This window comes from Ruegeria pomeroyi DSS-3, assembly GCF_000011965.2.
GTDB lineage: Bacteria > Pseudomonadota > Alphaproteobacteria > Rhodobacterales > Rhodobacteraceae > Ruegeria_B > Ruegeria_B pomeroyi.
Genome location: NC_003911.12, coordinates 1927440 through 1944181 on the forward strand (window position 1 = coordinate 1927440; position 16742 = coordinate 1944181).

Annotated in this window: 15 protein-coding genes; 6 read left to right on the forward strand and 9 right to left on the reverse strand. The window is 65.5% G+C overall.

Going from position 1 to position 16742, the window contains the following annotated elements:
- Positions 1-51: 51 nt before the first annotated feature.
- The 4 genes from SPO_RS09210 to acs form a co-directional block, all read right to left on the reverse strand.
- Positions 52-1836 (reverse strand): sodium:solute symporter family protein, encoded by a 1785-nt coding sequence (locus SPO_RS09210; RefSeq protein WP_011047543.1) that lies wholly within the window; start codon positions 1834-1836, stop codon positions 52-54.
- Positions 1837-1842: 6 nt separating this feature from the next.
- Entirely contained in the window at positions 1843-2127 is a 285-nt protein-coding gene (locus SPO_RS09215) for a DUF4212 domain-containing protein (RefSeq protein ID WP_011047544.1), read from the reverse strand.
- A 171-nt stretch (positions 2128-2298) separates the two neighbouring features.
- Positions 2299-2982: an adenylate kinase gene (locus tag SPO_RS09220; protein ID WP_030003208.1), complete on the reverse strand. Its 684-nt coding sequence runs from the start codon at positions 2980-2982 to the stop codon at positions 2299-2301.
- Positions 2983-2992: 10 nt separating this feature from the next.
- Entirely contained in the window at positions 2993-4957 is a 1965-nt protein-coding gene (gene acs, locus SPO_RS09225; protein ID WP_011047546.1) for an acetate--CoA ligase, read from the reverse strand.
- Between the two features lie 459 nt (positions 4958-5416).
- On the opposite strand from acs, the gene dctP reads away from it, so the two are divergent.
- From dctP to SPO_RS09250, 5 genes are all read left to right on the forward strand, one after another.
- A complete protein-coding gene (gene dctP, locus SPO_RS09230) occupies positions 5417-6430 on the forward strand; it encodes a TRAP transporter substrate-binding protein DctP (RefSeq protein WP_044028192.1) in 1014 nt (337 codons plus the stop codon).
- Between the two features lie 74 nt (positions 6431-6504).
- Positions 6505-7140, forward strand: a complete 636-nt coding sequence (locus SPO_RS09235) for a TRAP transporter small permease subunit (RefSeq protein ID WP_011047548.1) — start codon at positions 6505-6507, stop codon at positions 7138-7140.
- A complete protein-coding gene (locus SPO_RS09240; RefSeq protein ID WP_044028194.1) occupies positions 7133-8536 on the forward strand; it encodes a TRAP transporter large permease in 1404 nt (467 codons plus the stop codon). The genes SPO_RS09235 and SPO_RS09240 overlap by 8 nt, the downstream gene beginning before the upstream one ends.
- Before the next feature lie 63 nt (positions 8537-8599).
- Positions 8600-9349, forward strand: coding sequence for a sulfite exporter TauE/SafE family protein (locus tag SPO_RS09245; protein ID WP_011047550.1), 750 nt, complete (start codon positions 8600-8602; stop codon positions 9347-9349).
- A gap of 106 nt (positions 9350-9455) precedes the next feature.
- Positions 9456-10202, forward strand: coding sequence for a sulfite exporter TauE/SafE family protein (locus SPO_RS09250; protein ID WP_044028196.1), 747 nt, complete (start codon positions 9456-9458; stop codon positions 10200-10202).
- Between the two features lie 204 nt (positions 10203-10406).
- Here SPO_RS09250 and SPO_RS09255 read toward each other — a convergent pair whose 3' ends face one another.
- From SPO_RS09255 to SPO_RS09275, 5 genes are all read right to left on the reverse strand, one after another.
- Positions 10407-11234, reverse strand: a complete 828-nt coding sequence (locus SPO_RS09255; protein ID WP_011047552.1) for a metallophosphoesterase — start codon at positions 11232-11234, stop codon at positions 10407-10409.
- Positions 11235-11345: 111 nt separating this feature from the next.
- Entirely contained in the window at positions 11346-12593 is a 1248-nt protein-coding gene (locus SPO_RS09260) for an ABC transporter substrate-binding protein (RefSeq protein WP_011047553.1), read from the reverse strand.
- A 101-nt stretch (positions 12594-12694) separates the two neighbouring features.
- Positions 12695-13657, reverse strand: coding sequence for a carbohydrate ABC transporter permease (locus tag SPO_RS09265; protein WP_044028198.1), 963 nt, complete (start codon positions 13655-13657; stop codon positions 12695-12697).
- Positions 13654-14595 (reverse strand): carbohydrate ABC transporter permease, encoded by a 942-nt coding sequence (locus SPO_RS09270; RefSeq protein WP_011047555.1) that lies wholly within the window; start codon positions 14593-14595, stop codon positions 13654-13656. Before SPO_RS09270 ends, SPO_RS09265 begins: the two co-directional genes overlap by 4 nt.
- 1 nt (position 14596) lies before the next feature.
- Positions 14597-15754, reverse strand: a complete 1158-nt coding sequence (locus SPO_RS09275) for an ABC transporter ATP-binding protein (protein ID WP_011047556.1) — start codon at positions 15752-15754, stop codon at positions 14597-14599.
- 112 nt (positions 15755-15866) lie between these two features.
- Here SPO_RS09275 and SPO_RS09280 point away from each other — a divergent pair, with 112 nt between their 5' ends.
- A complete protein-coding gene (locus tag SPO_RS09280; protein ID WP_011047557.1) occupies positions 15867-16739 on the forward strand; it encodes a LysR family transcriptional regulator in 873 nt (290 codons plus the stop codon).
- Positions 16740-16742 lie beyond the last annotated feature (3 nt).

Here is a 16742-nt window from a genome sequence, read left to right on the forward strand (position 1 = left end):
GGTCAGTAAAGGCGGTCCGCAATCGGGAGGGAGTGCGGGCCGCCTTGCATCTCAGTGATCCTGAGCTGCGCCTGCGCCTCGGGGGATGCGCACGCTTTCGACCAGGTCCTTGATTTCCTGCGGGGTCTCCTTGGTCATGCCGGCGACCAGATAGGCGACGCCGAAGTTGACCGCCGCACCGATGGCGCCGAACGAGGTCGACTTGACCGTGCCCAGAAGCGGGTCGGCATCGGTGAAGGAGTTGGTGCCGGGGATGAAGAACCAGCCCTTGTGCAGGAAGATATAGAGCAGGGTCACGACCAGACCGGCCAGCATGCCAGCCACCGCGCCGCTGTTGTTGATCTTCTTCGAGAAGATCCCCATCATCAGCGCCGGGAAGATCGAGGCCGCTGCCAGGCCAAAGGCCAGTGCCACGGTCTGCGCGGCAAAGCCCGGCGGGTTCAGACCCAGATAGGTCGCCACCCCGATGGCCACGGCCATCGCGATCCGTGCCGACAACAGCTCTCCCTTTTCCGAGATGTTCGGATTGATCGAACCCTTGATCAGATCGTGGCTGACCGCCGAGGAGATCGCCAGCAGCAGACCGGCGGCGGTGGACAGCGCGGCGGCCAGACCACCGGCGGCGACCAGACCGATCACCCAACCGGGCAGGTTGGCAATCTCCGGGTTGGCCAGAACCAGGATGTCGCGGTTGAAGTTGGTCAGCTCGTTGCCGGCCCAGCCCTTTTCCGCGGCCTTGGCGGCCATGGCGTCGGATTTGTCGTTGTAATACTGGATCTTGCCGTCGCCGTTCTTGTCTTCCCAGCCCAGCAGGCCGGTTTTCTGCCAGTTGGCCATCCAGTCATAGCGCGGGTCGGTTTCGATCTGCTCGATGGTGACGGCCTCGCCATCGGTGCCATTGGGCCAGAACATGTCGGTGATGTTCAGGCGGGCCATGGCGCCCACAGCAGGGGCGGTCAGATAGAGCAGGGCGATGAACACCAGAGCCCAGCCCGCCGACCAGCGCGCGTCCGACACCTTGGGAACGGTGAAGAAGCGCATGATCACGTGGGGCAGACCGGCGGTGCCGATCATCAGCGACAGGGTGAACAGCACCATGTTGAACGTGTCGCCGTTATGGGTGGTGTATTCCGAGAAGCCCAGCTCTTTCAGGATCGCGTCCAGCTTGGCCAGCAGGGGTTCGCCGCTGGCGGTATGCTCGCCAAACAGGCCCAGGCCCGGGATCGGGTTGCCGGTCAGTTGCAGCGAGATGAACACGGCCGGGATGGTATAGGCCATGATCAGAACGACATATTGGGCAACCTGGGTATAGGTCACGCCCTTCATGCCGCCGAACACCGCATAGGCGAACACCACACAGGCGCCGATCAGCAGGCCGGTGGTGTTGGACACTTCGAGGAAGCGGCCAAAGGCCACGCCCACACCGGTCATCTGGCCGATCACATAGGTCACCGAGGCGACGATCAGGCAGATCACGGCCACCAGGCGCGCGGTCGAGCTGTAGAAACGATCGCCGATGAACTCGGACACGGTGAACTTGCCGAACTTGCGCAGATAGGGCGCCAGCAGCAGGGCCAGCAGCACGTAACCGCCGGTCCAGCCCATCAGGAAGGTCGAGTTGTCATAGCCCACAAAGGCGATGAGACCGGCCATCGAGATGAACGAGGCCGCCGACATCCAGTCGGCCGCGGTGGCCATGCCGTTCATGACCGGGTGCACGCCGCGCCCGGCGGCGTAGAATTCCGACGTGGACCCCGCGCGGGCCCAGATCGCGATGCCGATATAGAGCGCGAACGAGGCGCCCACGAACAGCAGGTTGATGGTAAACTGATCCATGGCTGATTACTCCTCGTCCACGCCGAATTCGGCGTCGAGCTTGTTCATGCGCCAGGCGTAGAAAAAGATCAGCGCCAGGAACACCAGGATCGAGCCTTGCTGGGCAAACCAGAAGCCCAGATCGGTACCGCCCACGGCGATGCCGCTGAGCATGGGGCGCAGCACGATGCCGAACCCGAAAGACACCAGCGCCCAGATCACGAGGCTGATGAGAATGATCCGCACATTGGCCTTCCAATACCCTGCCTGGGCATCGCTGGCCTGTGCGGAGGTTGTGCTGTGGTCCGCCATCGCGGGTCCTCCTTGCTTCCTCCTGAGATGCCCGGCTGCGGTCCGGACGGTCTCACTCCTTAAGTCCCGCCGGGTGTGGCGGGCATGACTCCTCCGGTCCGCCAGGGCGGTCCATCAGAATTGTCGTACGGGGGGTGGGGGCGGCGCGGGCCGCGCCCCGGTCTTTCCCGCCTAGGCCATCGCCCCCTTGACGATGGTGGCGAGGCCCTGGGCGATCTCGTCGATCTCTCCCATGGCGTCGATCCGTTGCAGCACGCCGTGGCCGTCGTAATAGGCGATCAGCGGCGCGGTCTGCGCGTGATAGGCCTCGAGCCGGCTGGCCACGGTTTCGGCATTGTCATCGGCGCGCCGCTTCATCTCGGTGCCGCCGCACTTGTCGCATTTGCCTGCCTCGGCCGGCTGCTTGAACGTGTCGTGATAGCCCTCGCCGCAGCCGCCACAGGTGTAGCGGCCCGAAATGCGGGTCACCATCTCTCCGTCCTCGACCTCGAGGCTGATGGCGGCGTTGATGCGCTGACCGCTCTCGGACAGCAGCGTGTCCAGCGCCTCGGCCTGCACGGTGGTGCGGGGAAAGCCGTCGAGGATCACGCCCTTGGCACAGTCAGGTTCAGCCAGCCGGTCGCGCAGGATGGCGATGACGATCTCGTCGGAAACCAGATCACCCGCCTCCATCACCGCCTTGGCCTGTTTGCCGGCGGGGGTTCCGGCGGCCACGGCGGCGCGCAGCAGATCGCCGGTCGATAGCTGCACCAGCCCGAACTTTTCTTCCAGCATGCGGGCCTGGGTGCCCTTCCCGGCACCCGGAGGGCCGAGAAGGATCAGAACGGCGGGGGTGGTCATCGTGGCAGCGTCCATGTCCATCCCCTTACTTGCCGGCGCGATTGGCGATCAGGTCATCGACCACCGAGGGATCGGCCAGGGTCGAGGTGTCACCCAGCGAGCCGAAGTCGTTCTCGGCGATCTTGCGCAGGATACGGCGCATGATCTTGCCCGAACGGGTTTTCGGCAGGCCGGGCGCCCACTGGATGACGTCCGGGCTGGCGATCGGGCCGATCTCGGTGCGCACCCAGCTGCGCAGCTCCTTCATCAGCTCGTCCGACGGCTCGCGGTCGTTCATCAGGGTCACGTAGCAATAGATGCCCTGGCCCTTGATCTCGTGCGGGTAGCCCACCACGGCGGCCTCGGCCACGGCGGCATGGGCGACCAGCGCGCTTTCGACCTCGGCGGTACCCATGCGGTGACCCGAGACGTTGATCACGTCATCGACGCGGCCGGTAATCCAGTAATCGCCTTCCGCATCGCGACGGCAGCCGTCACCGGTGAAGTAATAGCCCTTGTAATCGGCGAAATAGGTCTTCTGGAAGCGCTCGTGATCGCCCCAGACGGTGCGCATCTGGCCCGGCCAGCTGTCCTTGATGCACAGCACGCCCTCGACCCCGTTGCCGCTGATCTCGACGCCCGATTGCGGGTCGAGCACCACCGGCACCACACCAAAGAAGGGCTTCATCGCCGCCCCCGGCTTGGTCGCGTGGGCGCCCGGCAGCGGCGTCATCAGGTGGCCGCCGGTCTCGGTCTGCCACCAGGTGTCGACGATCGGGCATTTGCCCTTGCCCACCACCTCGTTGTACCAGTTCCAGGCCTCGGGGTTGATCGGCTCGCCCACGGTGCCCAGAAGGCGCAGATCGCTCAGGTCGTGCTTTTCGACAAAGCTGGTGCCCTGACCCATCAGCGCGCGGATGGCGGTGGGGGCGGTATAGAACTGGTTGACCTTGTGCTTGGCGCAGACCTCCCAGAAACGGCCCGCGTCGGGATAGGTCGGCACGCCCTCGAACATCAGCGTGGTGGCGCCATTGGCCAGCGGACCATAGACGATATAGCTGTGGCCGGTGACCCAGCCCACATCGGCAGTACACCAGTAGATGTCGCCGTCGTGGTAGTCGAAGGTGATCTCATGCGTCATCGCGGCATAGACCAGATAGCCGCCGGTGGTGTGCACCACGCCCTTGGGTTGGCCGGTCGAGCCGGAGGTGTAGAGGATGAACAGCGGATCCTCGGCGCCCATCTCGGCGGGGGCGCAGTAATCCGACGCCTCGAGCGCCATCTCGTTATAGTCAAAGTCGCGGTCGGCGATCCAGGTGGTCTGGCCACCGGTGCGCTTGACGACCAGGCATTTGACCGTGTCCTTGCAATGCAGCAGGGCGGCGTCGGCATTGGATTTCAGCGGCGTCTTGCGGCCACCGCGCGGCGCCTCGTCGGCGGTGATCACCACCTTGGCGTCGCAGCCGTTGACCCGGGCGGCCAGCGCGTCGGGCGAGAAGCCGGCGAAGACGATGGAATGGATGGCGCCGATACGGGCGCAGGCCAGCATGGCATAGGCCGCCTCGGGGATCATCGGCAGGTAGATGACGACGCGGTCACCCTTGCGCACGCCCAGGCTCTCCAGGATGTTGGCCATCCGGCAGACCGAGCCGTGCAGCTCCTTATAGGTGATGTGCTTGGCCGCTTCGGTGGGGGAGTCCGGTTCCCAGATGATCGCGGTCTGATCACCCCGGGTGGCCAGGTGACGGTCGATGCAGTTGGCCGCGACGTTCAGGGTGCCATCGGCATACCAGTTGATCGAGACCTCGCCGAAGTTGTAGTTGACGTCCTTGACCTGGGTAAAGGGCTTGATCCAGTCGACCCGCTTGCCCTGCTCGGCCCAGAACCCCTCGGGATCGGCCATCGAGGCGGCATACATCCGGTCATAGGTGTCCGCATTCACATGCGCACGTGCCACGGTGTCGGCGGATGGCGCATAGAGCTTGGTCTCGGTCTGAGCTGCTGGTGACATGGATGAGGCTCCTCCCTCTCACTGATTTCATTGCGACCGTTTTCACCCATTCGCATGGGTGTTGTCGATCCGCGTTCCAACCCTGCGCAGATCATAGCGAAATCTGAAAAGAAAGAAATAAACAGCTGTAAAACAAAGGATTGATTGTAAAGTTTTTTGATAGATTTCGTGTTGGTTGTAAATTTTCTGATGGATCTTCGTAAAAATTCAATGAAAATCAGACCGCATCCCTGTCAAGGAATTATCCAGGCCCGGCAGACGGTCGTGACCAACTTGGGGTTCCCGGGTCACGCGAAACCCGCATTCCGGGTGTGACATAATGTTTCGGGGAGGCTGCCGCCGGGGCAATCAGGCTGCGCGCGGCGACTCGGAACCTGCGGGCTTGGCACCGTTGGCCGTTGGCGCTAGCCTGACGGCAAGCGGTCCGGGAGGAAGGGCCGTAGCATAGGGAGAGACTTGATGAACAAGATGTTGAGCGGCGCCGTTGCGGCCGCGCTGACGGTATCGTTTGTGGGGGAGGCTGGAGCCACTGAATGGAATGTGTCGGTTTGGGGTAAGCGTCGTGCGTTTACGGAGCATGTCGAGAAGCTTGCGGAGCTGGTGAGCGAGAAGACGGGGGGCGCGTTCACCATCAATGTGAGCTATGGCGGCCTGTCCAAGCCGAAGGAGAACCTGGACGGGATCTCGATCGGGGCGTTTGAGATGGCGCAGTTCTGTGCGGGCTATCATGCGGACAAGAACCGGGCGATCACGGTGCTGGAGCTTCCGTTTCTGGGGGTGAACACGCTGGCCGAGGAAGTGGCGGTCTCGAACGCGGTCTATGCCCATCCGGCGGCGCAGCAGGAGATGGCGCAGTGGAACGCCAGGCTGCTGATGACCTCGCCGATGCCGCAGTACAACCTGGTGGGCACCGGCGCGCCGCGCGACGAGCTGGCCGAGTTCGAGGGCATGCGGGTGCGCGCCACCGGCGGTCTGGGCGCGGCCTTCTCGGCGGTGGGCGGGGTGCCGACCTCGGTGCCGGCGACCGAGGCCTATAACGCGATGGAATCGGGTGTTGTGGACACGGTGGCCTTTGCCCAGCACGCGCATCTGAGCTTTGGCACCATCAACAAGGCCGACTGGTGGACCGCCAACCTGAACCCGGGCACGGTGAACTGCCCGGTGGTGGTCAATATCGACGCCTATGAGGCGCTGAGCGATGACGAGCGCGCGGCGCTGGACAGTTCGGTGGACGAGGCGATTGCCCATTACCTGACCAATTACGGCGCCCTGCTGAAGAAGTGGGACGATGTGCTGGCCGAGAAGGGCGTTGAGAAGGTGATGATCTCGGACGCGGTGCTGGAAGAGTTCCGCGCCAAGGTGGCCGGCCCGATCAGCGCCAAATGGGTCGAGGACATGACTGCGCAGGGCCTGCCGGGGCAGGAGCTGCTGGACCTGGTGCATGCGACGCTGAAGGCGGCGCGCGGCAGCTGAGGCCGCGACAGGGGCCGGGCGTTGTCGTCCGGCCCCGTTTTTCTTTCCGATCCGGAATCTAGGGAGGCTTTGCCATGGCAGGGCATGCATCAGTATTGCAGGACGGCAGCGCGCTGAGCCGGCTGGACCGGGCGCTGTTGCGGCTGGAACGGGGTCTGGCGCTGATCAGCGGGCTGGCGGTGTTTTCGCTGATGCTGCTGGCGGTGGTCTCGGTGGGCGGCCGCAACGCGATGAACGCGCCGCTGCCGGGCTATGTGGACTGGATCGAGCAGGCGATGCCGCTGATCGCCTTCATGGGGATCGCCTTTGTGCAGCGCGAGGGCGGCCATATCCGGATGGACCTGGTCATCGGGCAGCTCAAGGGGCGGGCGCTGTGGCTGTTCGAGCTGGTCTCGGTGCTGCTGATCCTGGGGTTGATGATGCTGCTGGTCTGGGGCAGCTGGGCGCATTTCCTGCGGGCCTTTGATATGGGGGCGCCGCTGTGGAGCCGCGACAGCTCGATCGATATCGGCATCCCGCTCTGGCCGTCCAAGCTGTTGGCGCCGGTGGCGTTTTCGGTGCTGTGCCTGCGTCTGGGCCTGCAGGTCTGGGGCTATGGGCGGGCCTTTGTGCTGGGGCTCGAGGCGCCGGTGGCGGTGCCGCTGATCCAGGACGTGGCCGCCCAGGCGGCGGCCGAGGCGGAACAATTGGCGGGGCATGACAATGGATAGTATCGATATCGGCCTCTGGGTCACCGGCGGCCTTCTGGTTCTGGTCCTGACCGGCATGCGGGTGGCCTTTGCCGCCGCGCTGGCGGGGCTGGTGGGGCTGGTCTGGATCTTCTGGGCCAAGTTCGGCTATGACCCCGACCGCTTTGGCAAGGCGCTGACGGTGGCGGTCAAGACCGCCGGGCAGGTGCCCCATTCCAAGGTGTCGAGCCAGGCGCTGAGCCTGATCCCGACCTTCATCCTGATCGGATACCTGGCCTATTACGCCGGGCTGACGCGGGCGCTGTTCGAGGCGGCCAAGCGCTGGATGGCCTGGGTGCCGGGCGGGCTGGCGGTGTCGACGGTGTTTGCCACCGCGGGCTTTGCCGCGGTGTCCGGGGCATCGGTGGCGACCTCGGCGGTGTTTGCCCGCATCGCCATCCCCGAGATGCTGGCGATCGGCTATAACAAGCGCTTTGCGGCCGGCGTGGTGGCGGCGGCGGGCACGCTGGCCTCGCTGATCCCGCCCTCGGCGATCCTGGTGATCTATGCGATCATCGTGGAACAGGATGTGGGCAAGCTGTTGCTGGCGGGCTTTGTGCCCGGCGCCTTCAGCGCGGTGATCTATGTGGCGCTGATCGTGGGCATCGCGGTGGTGTTCAAATCGGTGGGCCCGCCGGTGACCGGCTTCACCTGGCGGCAGCGGTTCGCATCGCTGCCGGGCGCGCTGCCCATCGTGTTCGTGGTCGTGATCATCATCTCCTTTGTCTACAACCCCTTTGGCGGCGATGCCTGGGGTACGCCCACCGAGGGCGGCGCGCTGGGGGCCTTCGTGGTGTTCTGCATGGCGGTGTTCAGGGGCATGAAATGGGCCGAGTTCAAGAGCGCGCTGCTGGAGACGGCCAAGCTGACGGTGATGATCTTCACCATCATCTGGGGGGTGCTGATCTATGTGCGCTTCCTGGGCTTTGCCGACCTGCCCGGCGCCTTCTCGGACTGGATCACCAGCCTGCAGATGTCGCCGATGCTGATCCTGGTCTGCATCCTGTTGGCCTATGCGGTGCTGGGCATGTTCATGGATGCGATCGGCATGCTGCTGTTGACCCTGCCGGTGGTCTATCCGGCGGTGATGGCGCTGAACGGCGGCGAGGCGGTCAGCGCCGCCGACAGCGCATTCGGCATGTCGGGCCCGATGTGCGCGATCTGGTTCGGCATCCTGGTGGTGAAAATGGCCGAGTTCTGCCTGATCACCCCGCCGATCGGGCTCAACTGCTTCGTCGTGGCCGGCGTGCGCCCGGATCTCAGCGTACAGGACGTGTTCCGCGGCGTGATGCCCTTCTTCGTCGCCGACGCCGTAACCATCGCCCTCCTCGTCGCCTTCCCACAAATCGTCCTATGGCTGCCAACACTGGCCGGATAGAGCGGCGTTGACCCTTGCCCGGTGCCGCGATAGGGCACGGGGCAGGGCAGGGGGACAGACCGGATGCAGATCGAGACCGTCATCTATGTGCTGCTTGGCGGTCTGGCCGGCGGTTTCGTCAACGGGCTGGCGGGCATGGGCACCTCGCTCTTTGCGCTGGGTTTCTTTCTGGTGGTGCTGGACCCGGTTTCGGCGGTCGCCTTGACTGCGCTTCTGGCGGTGCTGGCCGGTGTGCAGGGGCTGTGGATCTCGCGTGCGGTGCTCAGCTCCGATCCGCGTCGCTGGCTGCGTTTCACGCTGCCTGGCATTCTGGGCGTTCCGCTTGGGCTGATGTTGCTTGACTGGGTCGATCCGGCGGTACTGCGCCGGATCATCGCGGCGGTGCTGGTGCTGTATGGCGGCTATTTCGGCTTGCGCCGCTCCTTGCCCCGCCTTGAAGGGCAGTATCGCTGGGTCGACCGGGCCCTGGGTTTTGTCGGCGGGATTCTGGGCGGTTTTGCCTCGCTCTCGGGCGTGCTGCCGACCATCTGGCTGTCGATGCGCGCCTGGCCCCGCGCCGAGACCCGGGCGGTGCTGCAAAGCTATAACTTCTCGATCCTGCTGTTCACCGTTGCCGGGCTTGCCCTGCGTGGCGCCTACGAGGCGCAAGTCTGGGTGGCCTTTGCCGTGGTGCTGCCCGCCGGGGTGCTGGCGGCGCAGGCTGGGATCTTCGCCTTTCGCCGCATCACCGATGCGCAGTTCCAGCGCCTGTTGGTGCTGCTCTGCCTGTGCCTGGGGCTGGGGATGCTGGCGCGCGAGCTGCTGGCGGGATAAGCTGCGCAGCCCGCCAACGCGCCCGTGATCGGCCGGGCCTTGACAGGGCGTCTGCACGCGGCTCTTGTCGGGCGCCGGCCCGTCCGGGACTAGGAAGAGAGGCGCCATGACCACGTTTGATCTGATGCTTTTCGCCTGTGCGGTGCTGTTGCTGGCGGGCACGATCAAGGGTTTCATCGGATTGGGCCTGCCCACCGTGTCGCTGGCACTGCTGACGTTGGGCACCGATCCGCGCATGGCGATCACCCTGATCCTGATGCCGATGCTGCTCAGCAATCTCTGGCAGATGGGGCGGGGCGGCTCACTGGCGGCGCTGATCCGCCGCTATGGCCGGTTCGCGCTGGTGCTGGGCCTGTCGGTCGGGCTGACCGCCTGGTTCAGCCGCGATGCGGGCGACCGGTTGCTGACGGGGGCGCTGGGGGCGATCCTGCTGCTTTACGCGCTGCTCGACAGCCTGCGCCGGGTGCCCCCGCTGCCCGACCGCCATGCCGGGCTGATCGAGGTGATCTGGGCCACGCTGACCGGCGTGATCGGCGGATTGACCGCCGGCTGGGGCGGGCCGATGGCCATGTATCTCAGCGCTCGCCGCGCCCCAAGGGACGAGTTTGTGCAGGCCAGCGGTCTGCTCATCGCCGCCGGCAGCCTGCCGCTGATGCTTTCCTATCTCGCCGCTGGTCACGCCGATCCGCGCGGTCTGGGCCTGTCCGCTCTGTTGCTGGTGCCCACTTTCGTGGGTTTTGCCCTGGGTGAGCGCCTGCGCCACCGTGCCGATCCGGCCCTGTTCCGCCGCGCGCTCATCGTGCTTTTCGTGGTGCTGGGCGCCAACCTGATCTGGCGCGCCCTCAGCGGCTAGACCCTCACAGCCGGATCCGCTCGGCGCGATCGGTGAGCGCAGGCAAATGCCCGGTGGAAACGCGGCGCAGATTTCCCGGCCAGCACCGACCGGCGGACACTTGCAAAGCCAGGCCGATGGAAGCCCTTGAGCGATCGAAGCAATACGAGATACCGGATCTGGCACGCCATCGTCAGTTCCCGATATCGCCGCGATGGATGAACGTCATTTCGCCGCCACCGGTTTGGCCCAATCCTCCCAAGCGGTGCCGGCGGTAAAGACCGGCCCGTCCCAGGTGAACGGGATCTGGTGGATGATCGTCTCGCGGCCCCGGATCAGAACCACGTTATAGGCCGGCGCCATCGGGGCGCCCTGCAAAAGGTCGGGTTCCTTCAGGTCGGGCAGTGACTGGTTGCCGGTCGAGGGTACGGCGGCAAAGGGGATGCCGCACCAGCTGCCATGCACGGGCGCATGGACATGGCCGAAATGCAGATACTCGATCCGCCCGGCAAACCGGGTGAGCAGGGCGCGCAGCGGTGCCCGGTCCTCGGGGATCAGCGCGATCCGGTCCTCTGCGGGCAGGCCCAGTTCCATCGGGTTGTGATGCAGGAAAATCCGCGCCCGCGCGCAGCCTGCCAACTCCGCCTCCAGCCAGGCCAGCCGCTCGGGTCCGAAATGGCCCGCATGGCTGCGTACGCCCACCGTGTCCAGATAGATGAGCCGCAGCCCGTCCAGCGTTTCGGCATGGTTGATGTAACCCTGATCGTCGCGGGGATGGTCGGGAAACACCGACACGAAGGCCTCGCGGTTGTCGTGATTACCGATCAGCAGGCGCACCGGCGGCCCCACTTCGCCCAGCGCCGCGCGCAGCGAAGCATAGGCCGCCCGCTCGCCCCAATGGGCCAGATCGCCGGTGATCACCACCCGCGCCGCATCGCCATGATGTGCCGCCACATGGGCCAGCGCCTGTGCCAGCCGCTTATGAGGGTCAAGCCCGCCCATCCGCTCGCCGGGCCGGGTCAGGTGAATATCGGAAATATGTACAAGCTTCATGAGGCGCGGTCCTGGTTTTCTTCTGTTCAAAAATACCTCGGGAGGGGGCCGGGGAGGGCAGCGCCCTCCCCGGTTGGTCGGATCGCGTCGGCGATCCGAAACCAGGGCCGGTCAGCCGTTGGGCAGGAGGTCGGCCACTTCTTCCACCAGTTCTTCCTGCAAGGCCTTCATGTCGGCCGCCTCGCCGGTCACGATCCGCTCGATCCCGTCATAGATCACCTGGGTGATCGCCAGACCGTTGTCTCCGGGATAGGCCAGCCAGTCGCGCAGCAGTGGCAGCTGGTCCACCGCGGTCTGCTTGTTGGGGTTCTGCTGATAGAAATCGGCCAGGATGATCTCGTTGGCCGCTTTGTTGGGGGGCATGTAACCGGTGGTTTTGGCCACTTCCGCCGCGCCTTCGCCCGAGGTGATGAATTTCAGCCAGGCCCAGGCCGCCTCTTGCACCCGCGGGTCTTCCGAGGTCGAGGTCAGCATTGCCGCGTTGCCGCCGGCGGGCAGGCCCCTGGGGGTCTCGTCCATGCCCGGGAAGGGGCCGGTCACCAGGTCGAAATCACCCTGGCTGCGCTCCACCGCGCCCAGCGCCGAGGTCGACCAGAACATCATGCCGATCTCACCGGCCGAGAACGAGGCCAGCGCCGCCTTCCAGTCCAGGTTCTGCATGTCGCATTTGGTAAAGATTGCCTGCATCTGCTCCAGTGCCGCCAGCGCTTCGGGGCTGTCCAGCGTCACATGGCCGTTCTCGACGATGGCCTTGTCCTGGCTCCACATCAGCGCCTGCATGAACCAGTTGCCGGTGATGTTCCAACCCCAGAAGACGGGGTTCTGCACGCCGTTGGCCTTCATGGTCTCACAGGCGGCGATCACCTCGTCCCAGGTGGTGGGCAGGGACTCGATACCGCCGGCCTTGAGGATATCCATGTTGTAATAGCCCACCGGCAGCGAGACCGAGAAGGGCAGGCCAAACACGGCATCGTCAAAGGTCGACAGCGACAGCATCGCCTGATGATAGCCCTCCGTCTCGAAATCGGCCTCCTTGGCGATGAAGGGGGCCAGCGACCTGGCGATGCCCTTCTCGACCAGGATCTGCTGGCGGTTCAGCCCCTGCATGGTGACATCGGGCAGATTGCCCGAGACCGCCTCGCGCAGGATGGTGTTGGTGCCGTCCTCGTAGCTTTCATAGGTGGCGCGGAATTTCACCTCGATATCGGGGTGGGCGGCCTCGAAGGCGGGCATCATCGCCTGATAGGTCACGTCGAAGAGGTGGCTATAGGGATAGGCGAATTCGATGGTCACCTTGTCCTGGGCAAAGACGGCGCTGGCGGAAAGCGCCAGGGCCAATGCGGTTGCGGTCGGTTTCATGGGATATGCTCCTGTTGCTGGGACCCTCTGGTTTGGCGATGGGCGGGTCCCGGGTTTTGTCCCCGTCGGGGACGGATCGGCAGGGCGGGTCCTGGCCCGTCCTACTTCATGCCTGAAAGGGTGATCCCCTCGATGAAGCGGCGTTGCGCCAGCAGAAAGGCCACGATCAGCGGCGCCACGATGACGGTGGCGGTGGCCATCATCGGGCCAAAGAAAGAGCCGTCGCCATCGCCCTTGAACTCGCGCAGGCCCAGCGGCGGCGTGAACAGGTCGCGATTGCCGGTCACCACGATGCGGGGCCAGAAATAGTCGTTCCAATGAGCCACCACGCTGAAGATGGCAAAGGCCAGCAGCGCCGGGATCGCGGTGGGCAGCATCACCCGCCAGACGATGGCGAACTCGCTCATCCCGTCCATGCGGGCGGCGTCGATCAGATCGTCGGGCACGGTCATGAAGAACTGCCGCATCAGGAAGATGCCGAAGACCGAAATCGTCCAGGGCACCACCAGCGCGGCATAGGTATTGGTCAGCCCCAGCTTGGCCAGCAGGATGTAAAGCGGCAGGGCAATGGCATGGACCGGGATCAGCAGGCAGAACAGCACCAGCCCGAACACCGCCTCACGCCCCCAGAAGCGCAGCTTGGCCAGCGCATAGGCCGCCGGCAGCGCCACCGCCACCTGAATGACAAAGATCGAGACGGTGACGATCACCCCGTTCAGCAGATAGCGCAGCAGCGGCGCCTGGGTGAAGGCCATGGTATAGTTGAACACCGCCGGCCGCATGGCGCAGTCGGCCTCGGCTTCGGCCAGCAGCGCATCGCGGATGGCGCCATCGCTTTGGCCTGCAAAGCGCGGCGCGGCGGCGGCGATGTCGGCGCGGCTGGGATCGCGCAGCTTGACGCAGCGCTCGTCCACCATTCTCTCCTGGCGACCGAAAAAGCCGCCTTCGCCCCGGTCGATCTCGCCCGGGCTTTTGAACGAATAGCTGACCATCATGTAGAAAGGCGCGATCACGATCACGGCGCCCAGGATCAGGATCAGATGTTTCCACCAGTCGCGGGTCATCCGTAATGCACCTTTCGTTCCACCAGCCAGCGCTGGATCAGGGTGAGAAACATGACAAAGACCAGGAACAGCACCGTGATGGCCGAGCCGATGCCGATCAGGTTCTGCTGCACGCCCTTTTCGAAAATGGCGAACATCATCACATAGGCCGACTTGCCCGGGCCACCGCCCTGCGGCCAGAACGCCTCGATCGTGTCGAAGACCTGAAAGGCGCGGATGCAGCTGATGGTGACCACGAATACGGTGGTTGGTCCCAGCGCGGGCCAGGTGACCAGCCGGAACCGCTCCCACGCGCTTTTGGCGCCATCCATCTCGGCGGCATGATACAGCTCGCGGTGCACCCCGGTCAGCCCGGCGAGATACAGCACCATGTTAAAGCCGAAGCCCTGCCAGATGCCGATGAAACAGACCACCCACAACGCGGTCTCGCGCTCGCCCAGCCAGAGCGGAAACCCCTCGGCACAGCCGCGCGCGAAGAAGGGCAGCGCCTCGGCCCAGCCGCCGCAGGCCAGCGCCAGCGTGCGGTTCACCATGCCGATGGTGGGGTGCAGCATGAACTCCCAGGCGATGGCCATGGCCAGCAGTGTCGCCATCACGGGCAGGAAATAGATCGTCTTGTAGAGATCGCCGATCCGGCCCAGCGACTGGATCAGCAGCGCCGCCCCCAGCCCCAGCCCGACCGACAGAGGCACCACCGTGATCACATAGGTGAAGGTGGCCAGAAACATCTTCTCATAGCTGGAGCGGGTGAAGAGGCGCTGGTAATTGTCCCAACCGACCCAGGCAAAGCTGTCATTGCCCAGCGCGTAATCGGTGAAGGACAGGATCGCCGCCACCGTAACCGGCACCAGCAGGATCAGGACCATCAGGATCAGGGCCGGGGCGGTCAGGCCCCAGGCGGTGCGCGCCCGGGCGCCGGTATCGTCGGGGCGGCGCATCTCAGGCCACCACGCCAGCGCGCGGGCGCGCCGCGGTCACCCGACGCAGCCGCTTGCCCGCGGCATCAAAGACCATCGCCGCGCCCGGATCGAAGTCGAGCCCCAGCCGCGTGCCCAGCGCCAGCCGGGGCCGGTCGGCCGGAGCGGCCTTGACCACCACCCGCTCGGCCTCGGCATCAATTGCGATCTGGGCAAACAGCTCGGCTCCCAGGTTCTCGACATGGGCCACACGGCCGCTCAGCGGCGCTGTTGCCGGATCGCAGAGCCGCAGCGCCTCGGGCCGCAGGCCGATGCGCAGGAACTGGTCCGTCGTCGGCGGAACCCGCAGCGGCAGCGGATGTTCGAGCACCGACAGGGCGCCGGAACGGTGCTCGGCAGGCAGCACGTTGATGCGGGGAGAGCCGATGAATTCGGCCACCCGGATGTCATCGGGATCGTCATAGATGGTCTCCGGGGCGGCGCATTGCAGGATCTCCCCCCGCATCATCACCGCGATGCGGCTGGACATGGTCATCGCCTCGACCTGGTCATGGGTGACATAGACGAAGGTGGCGCCCAGGCGGCGGTGCAGTTGGGCGATCTCGCTGCGGGTCTGCACCCGCAGCTTGGCATCCAGATTGGACAGCGGCTCGTCCAGCAGAAAGGCTGCAGGCTCGCGCACCAACGCCCGGCCCAGCGCCACCCGCTGGCGTTGGCCGCCCGACAGCTGGCCTGGCTTGCGCGCCAGCAGCGCGTCGATTTCCAGCGTGCGCGCGGCCCGGCTCACCGCCTGGTTGATATCGACATTTGCCGCACGCGCGCCGGGCCAGTACCGGCCCAGAAGCGGCAGGCGCTGCATCGCGTTCAGCCGCCGCATCCGCAGCGGCACCGCGATATTGTCGCCCACGCTCAGATGCGGGTAAAGCGCGTAGGACTGGAACACCATCGACAGGTTGCGCTCGGCGGCGCGGATGCCCGAGACGTCGCGGCCACCAATGCGGATATGGCCGGCGCTCTGGTGCTCCAGCCCGGCGATGATGCGCAGCAGGGTGGACTTGCCACAGCCTGAGGGCCCCACCAGCGAGACAAACTCTCCATCCGCGATGTCAAGCGAGATACCGCGCAGCACGCGGGTGTCGCCAAAGCTCTTTTCGATTCGGTCTATTTGCAGGCCAGCCATGCGAGTCCCCTCGGGTTTCGCGGCGACCCTAGGCAGGCGAGGCTACGGGAATGTGACGTCATATTAGTGAAACCGATAGCCGCTAGGGGGATGGCAAAAACCGGAGACCGGCATGCGCCCAAATCACCATCAGTTCGTCGCCTTTGCCTATGTGGTGCGCGAGGGCAGTTTCTCGGCCGCCGCCGCCCGGCTGGGGGTGACCCAGTCCACCGTCACCCAGCATGTGGCCAATCTGGAACAGGGGGTGGGGGCGCAGCTGCTCTTGCGCGGGCGCGACGGGGTCGAGGTGACGCCCACCGGGCGGGAACTCTACGATCTGGCCGACCGGCTGGTGGCGGTCGACCGGGCGCTGGCCGAGCGGCTGGAGGGGTTTGCCTCGATGCGGGCCGGGCGGCTCAAGGTGATCGCCAACGCGCCGCAGCCGGCGCTGCGCATCATCGCCGCCTTCACCGCCCGGTTCCCCGAGATCCGTATCGAATTCGGTCTGCATGACTGGACCACCGCCACCGGCATGATCCGCAGCCGGATGGCCGATGTGGGTCTGATCACCGAGGCGCCCGAACATGACGACTGGGAGCGGCTGTGCCTGGAGAGCACGCGCTATGTTCTCTATTGCCGCGCCGACAGTCCGTTGGCCGGGGCGGGGCCGCTGCGGCTGGCGGATCTGGGCGGGCAGACGATGATCCTGCCCGAGCCCGGGTCCCTGACCGAGCGGCTGGTCAGCGCGCGCTTGCGGGCCGAGGGGCTGCGCTTTGCCCGGCAGGTGACCATGACCACATTTCCGGTGATGTGCGAGGCGGTGTTGCAGGGGGTGGGGGTGGCCATCTTTCTGCAAAACAGCAGCCTGATCCGCGACGGGCTGGCGCAGGTGGAACTGGTCGATTTCGCCGGGCCGCAACAAACCTGGCTGGTGGCGACCCGCGACCGGGCGCGGCTGCGCCTGATCGCTGAATTCACCGCCTGCGCGCTGGCCGCGGGGGCGTGACGG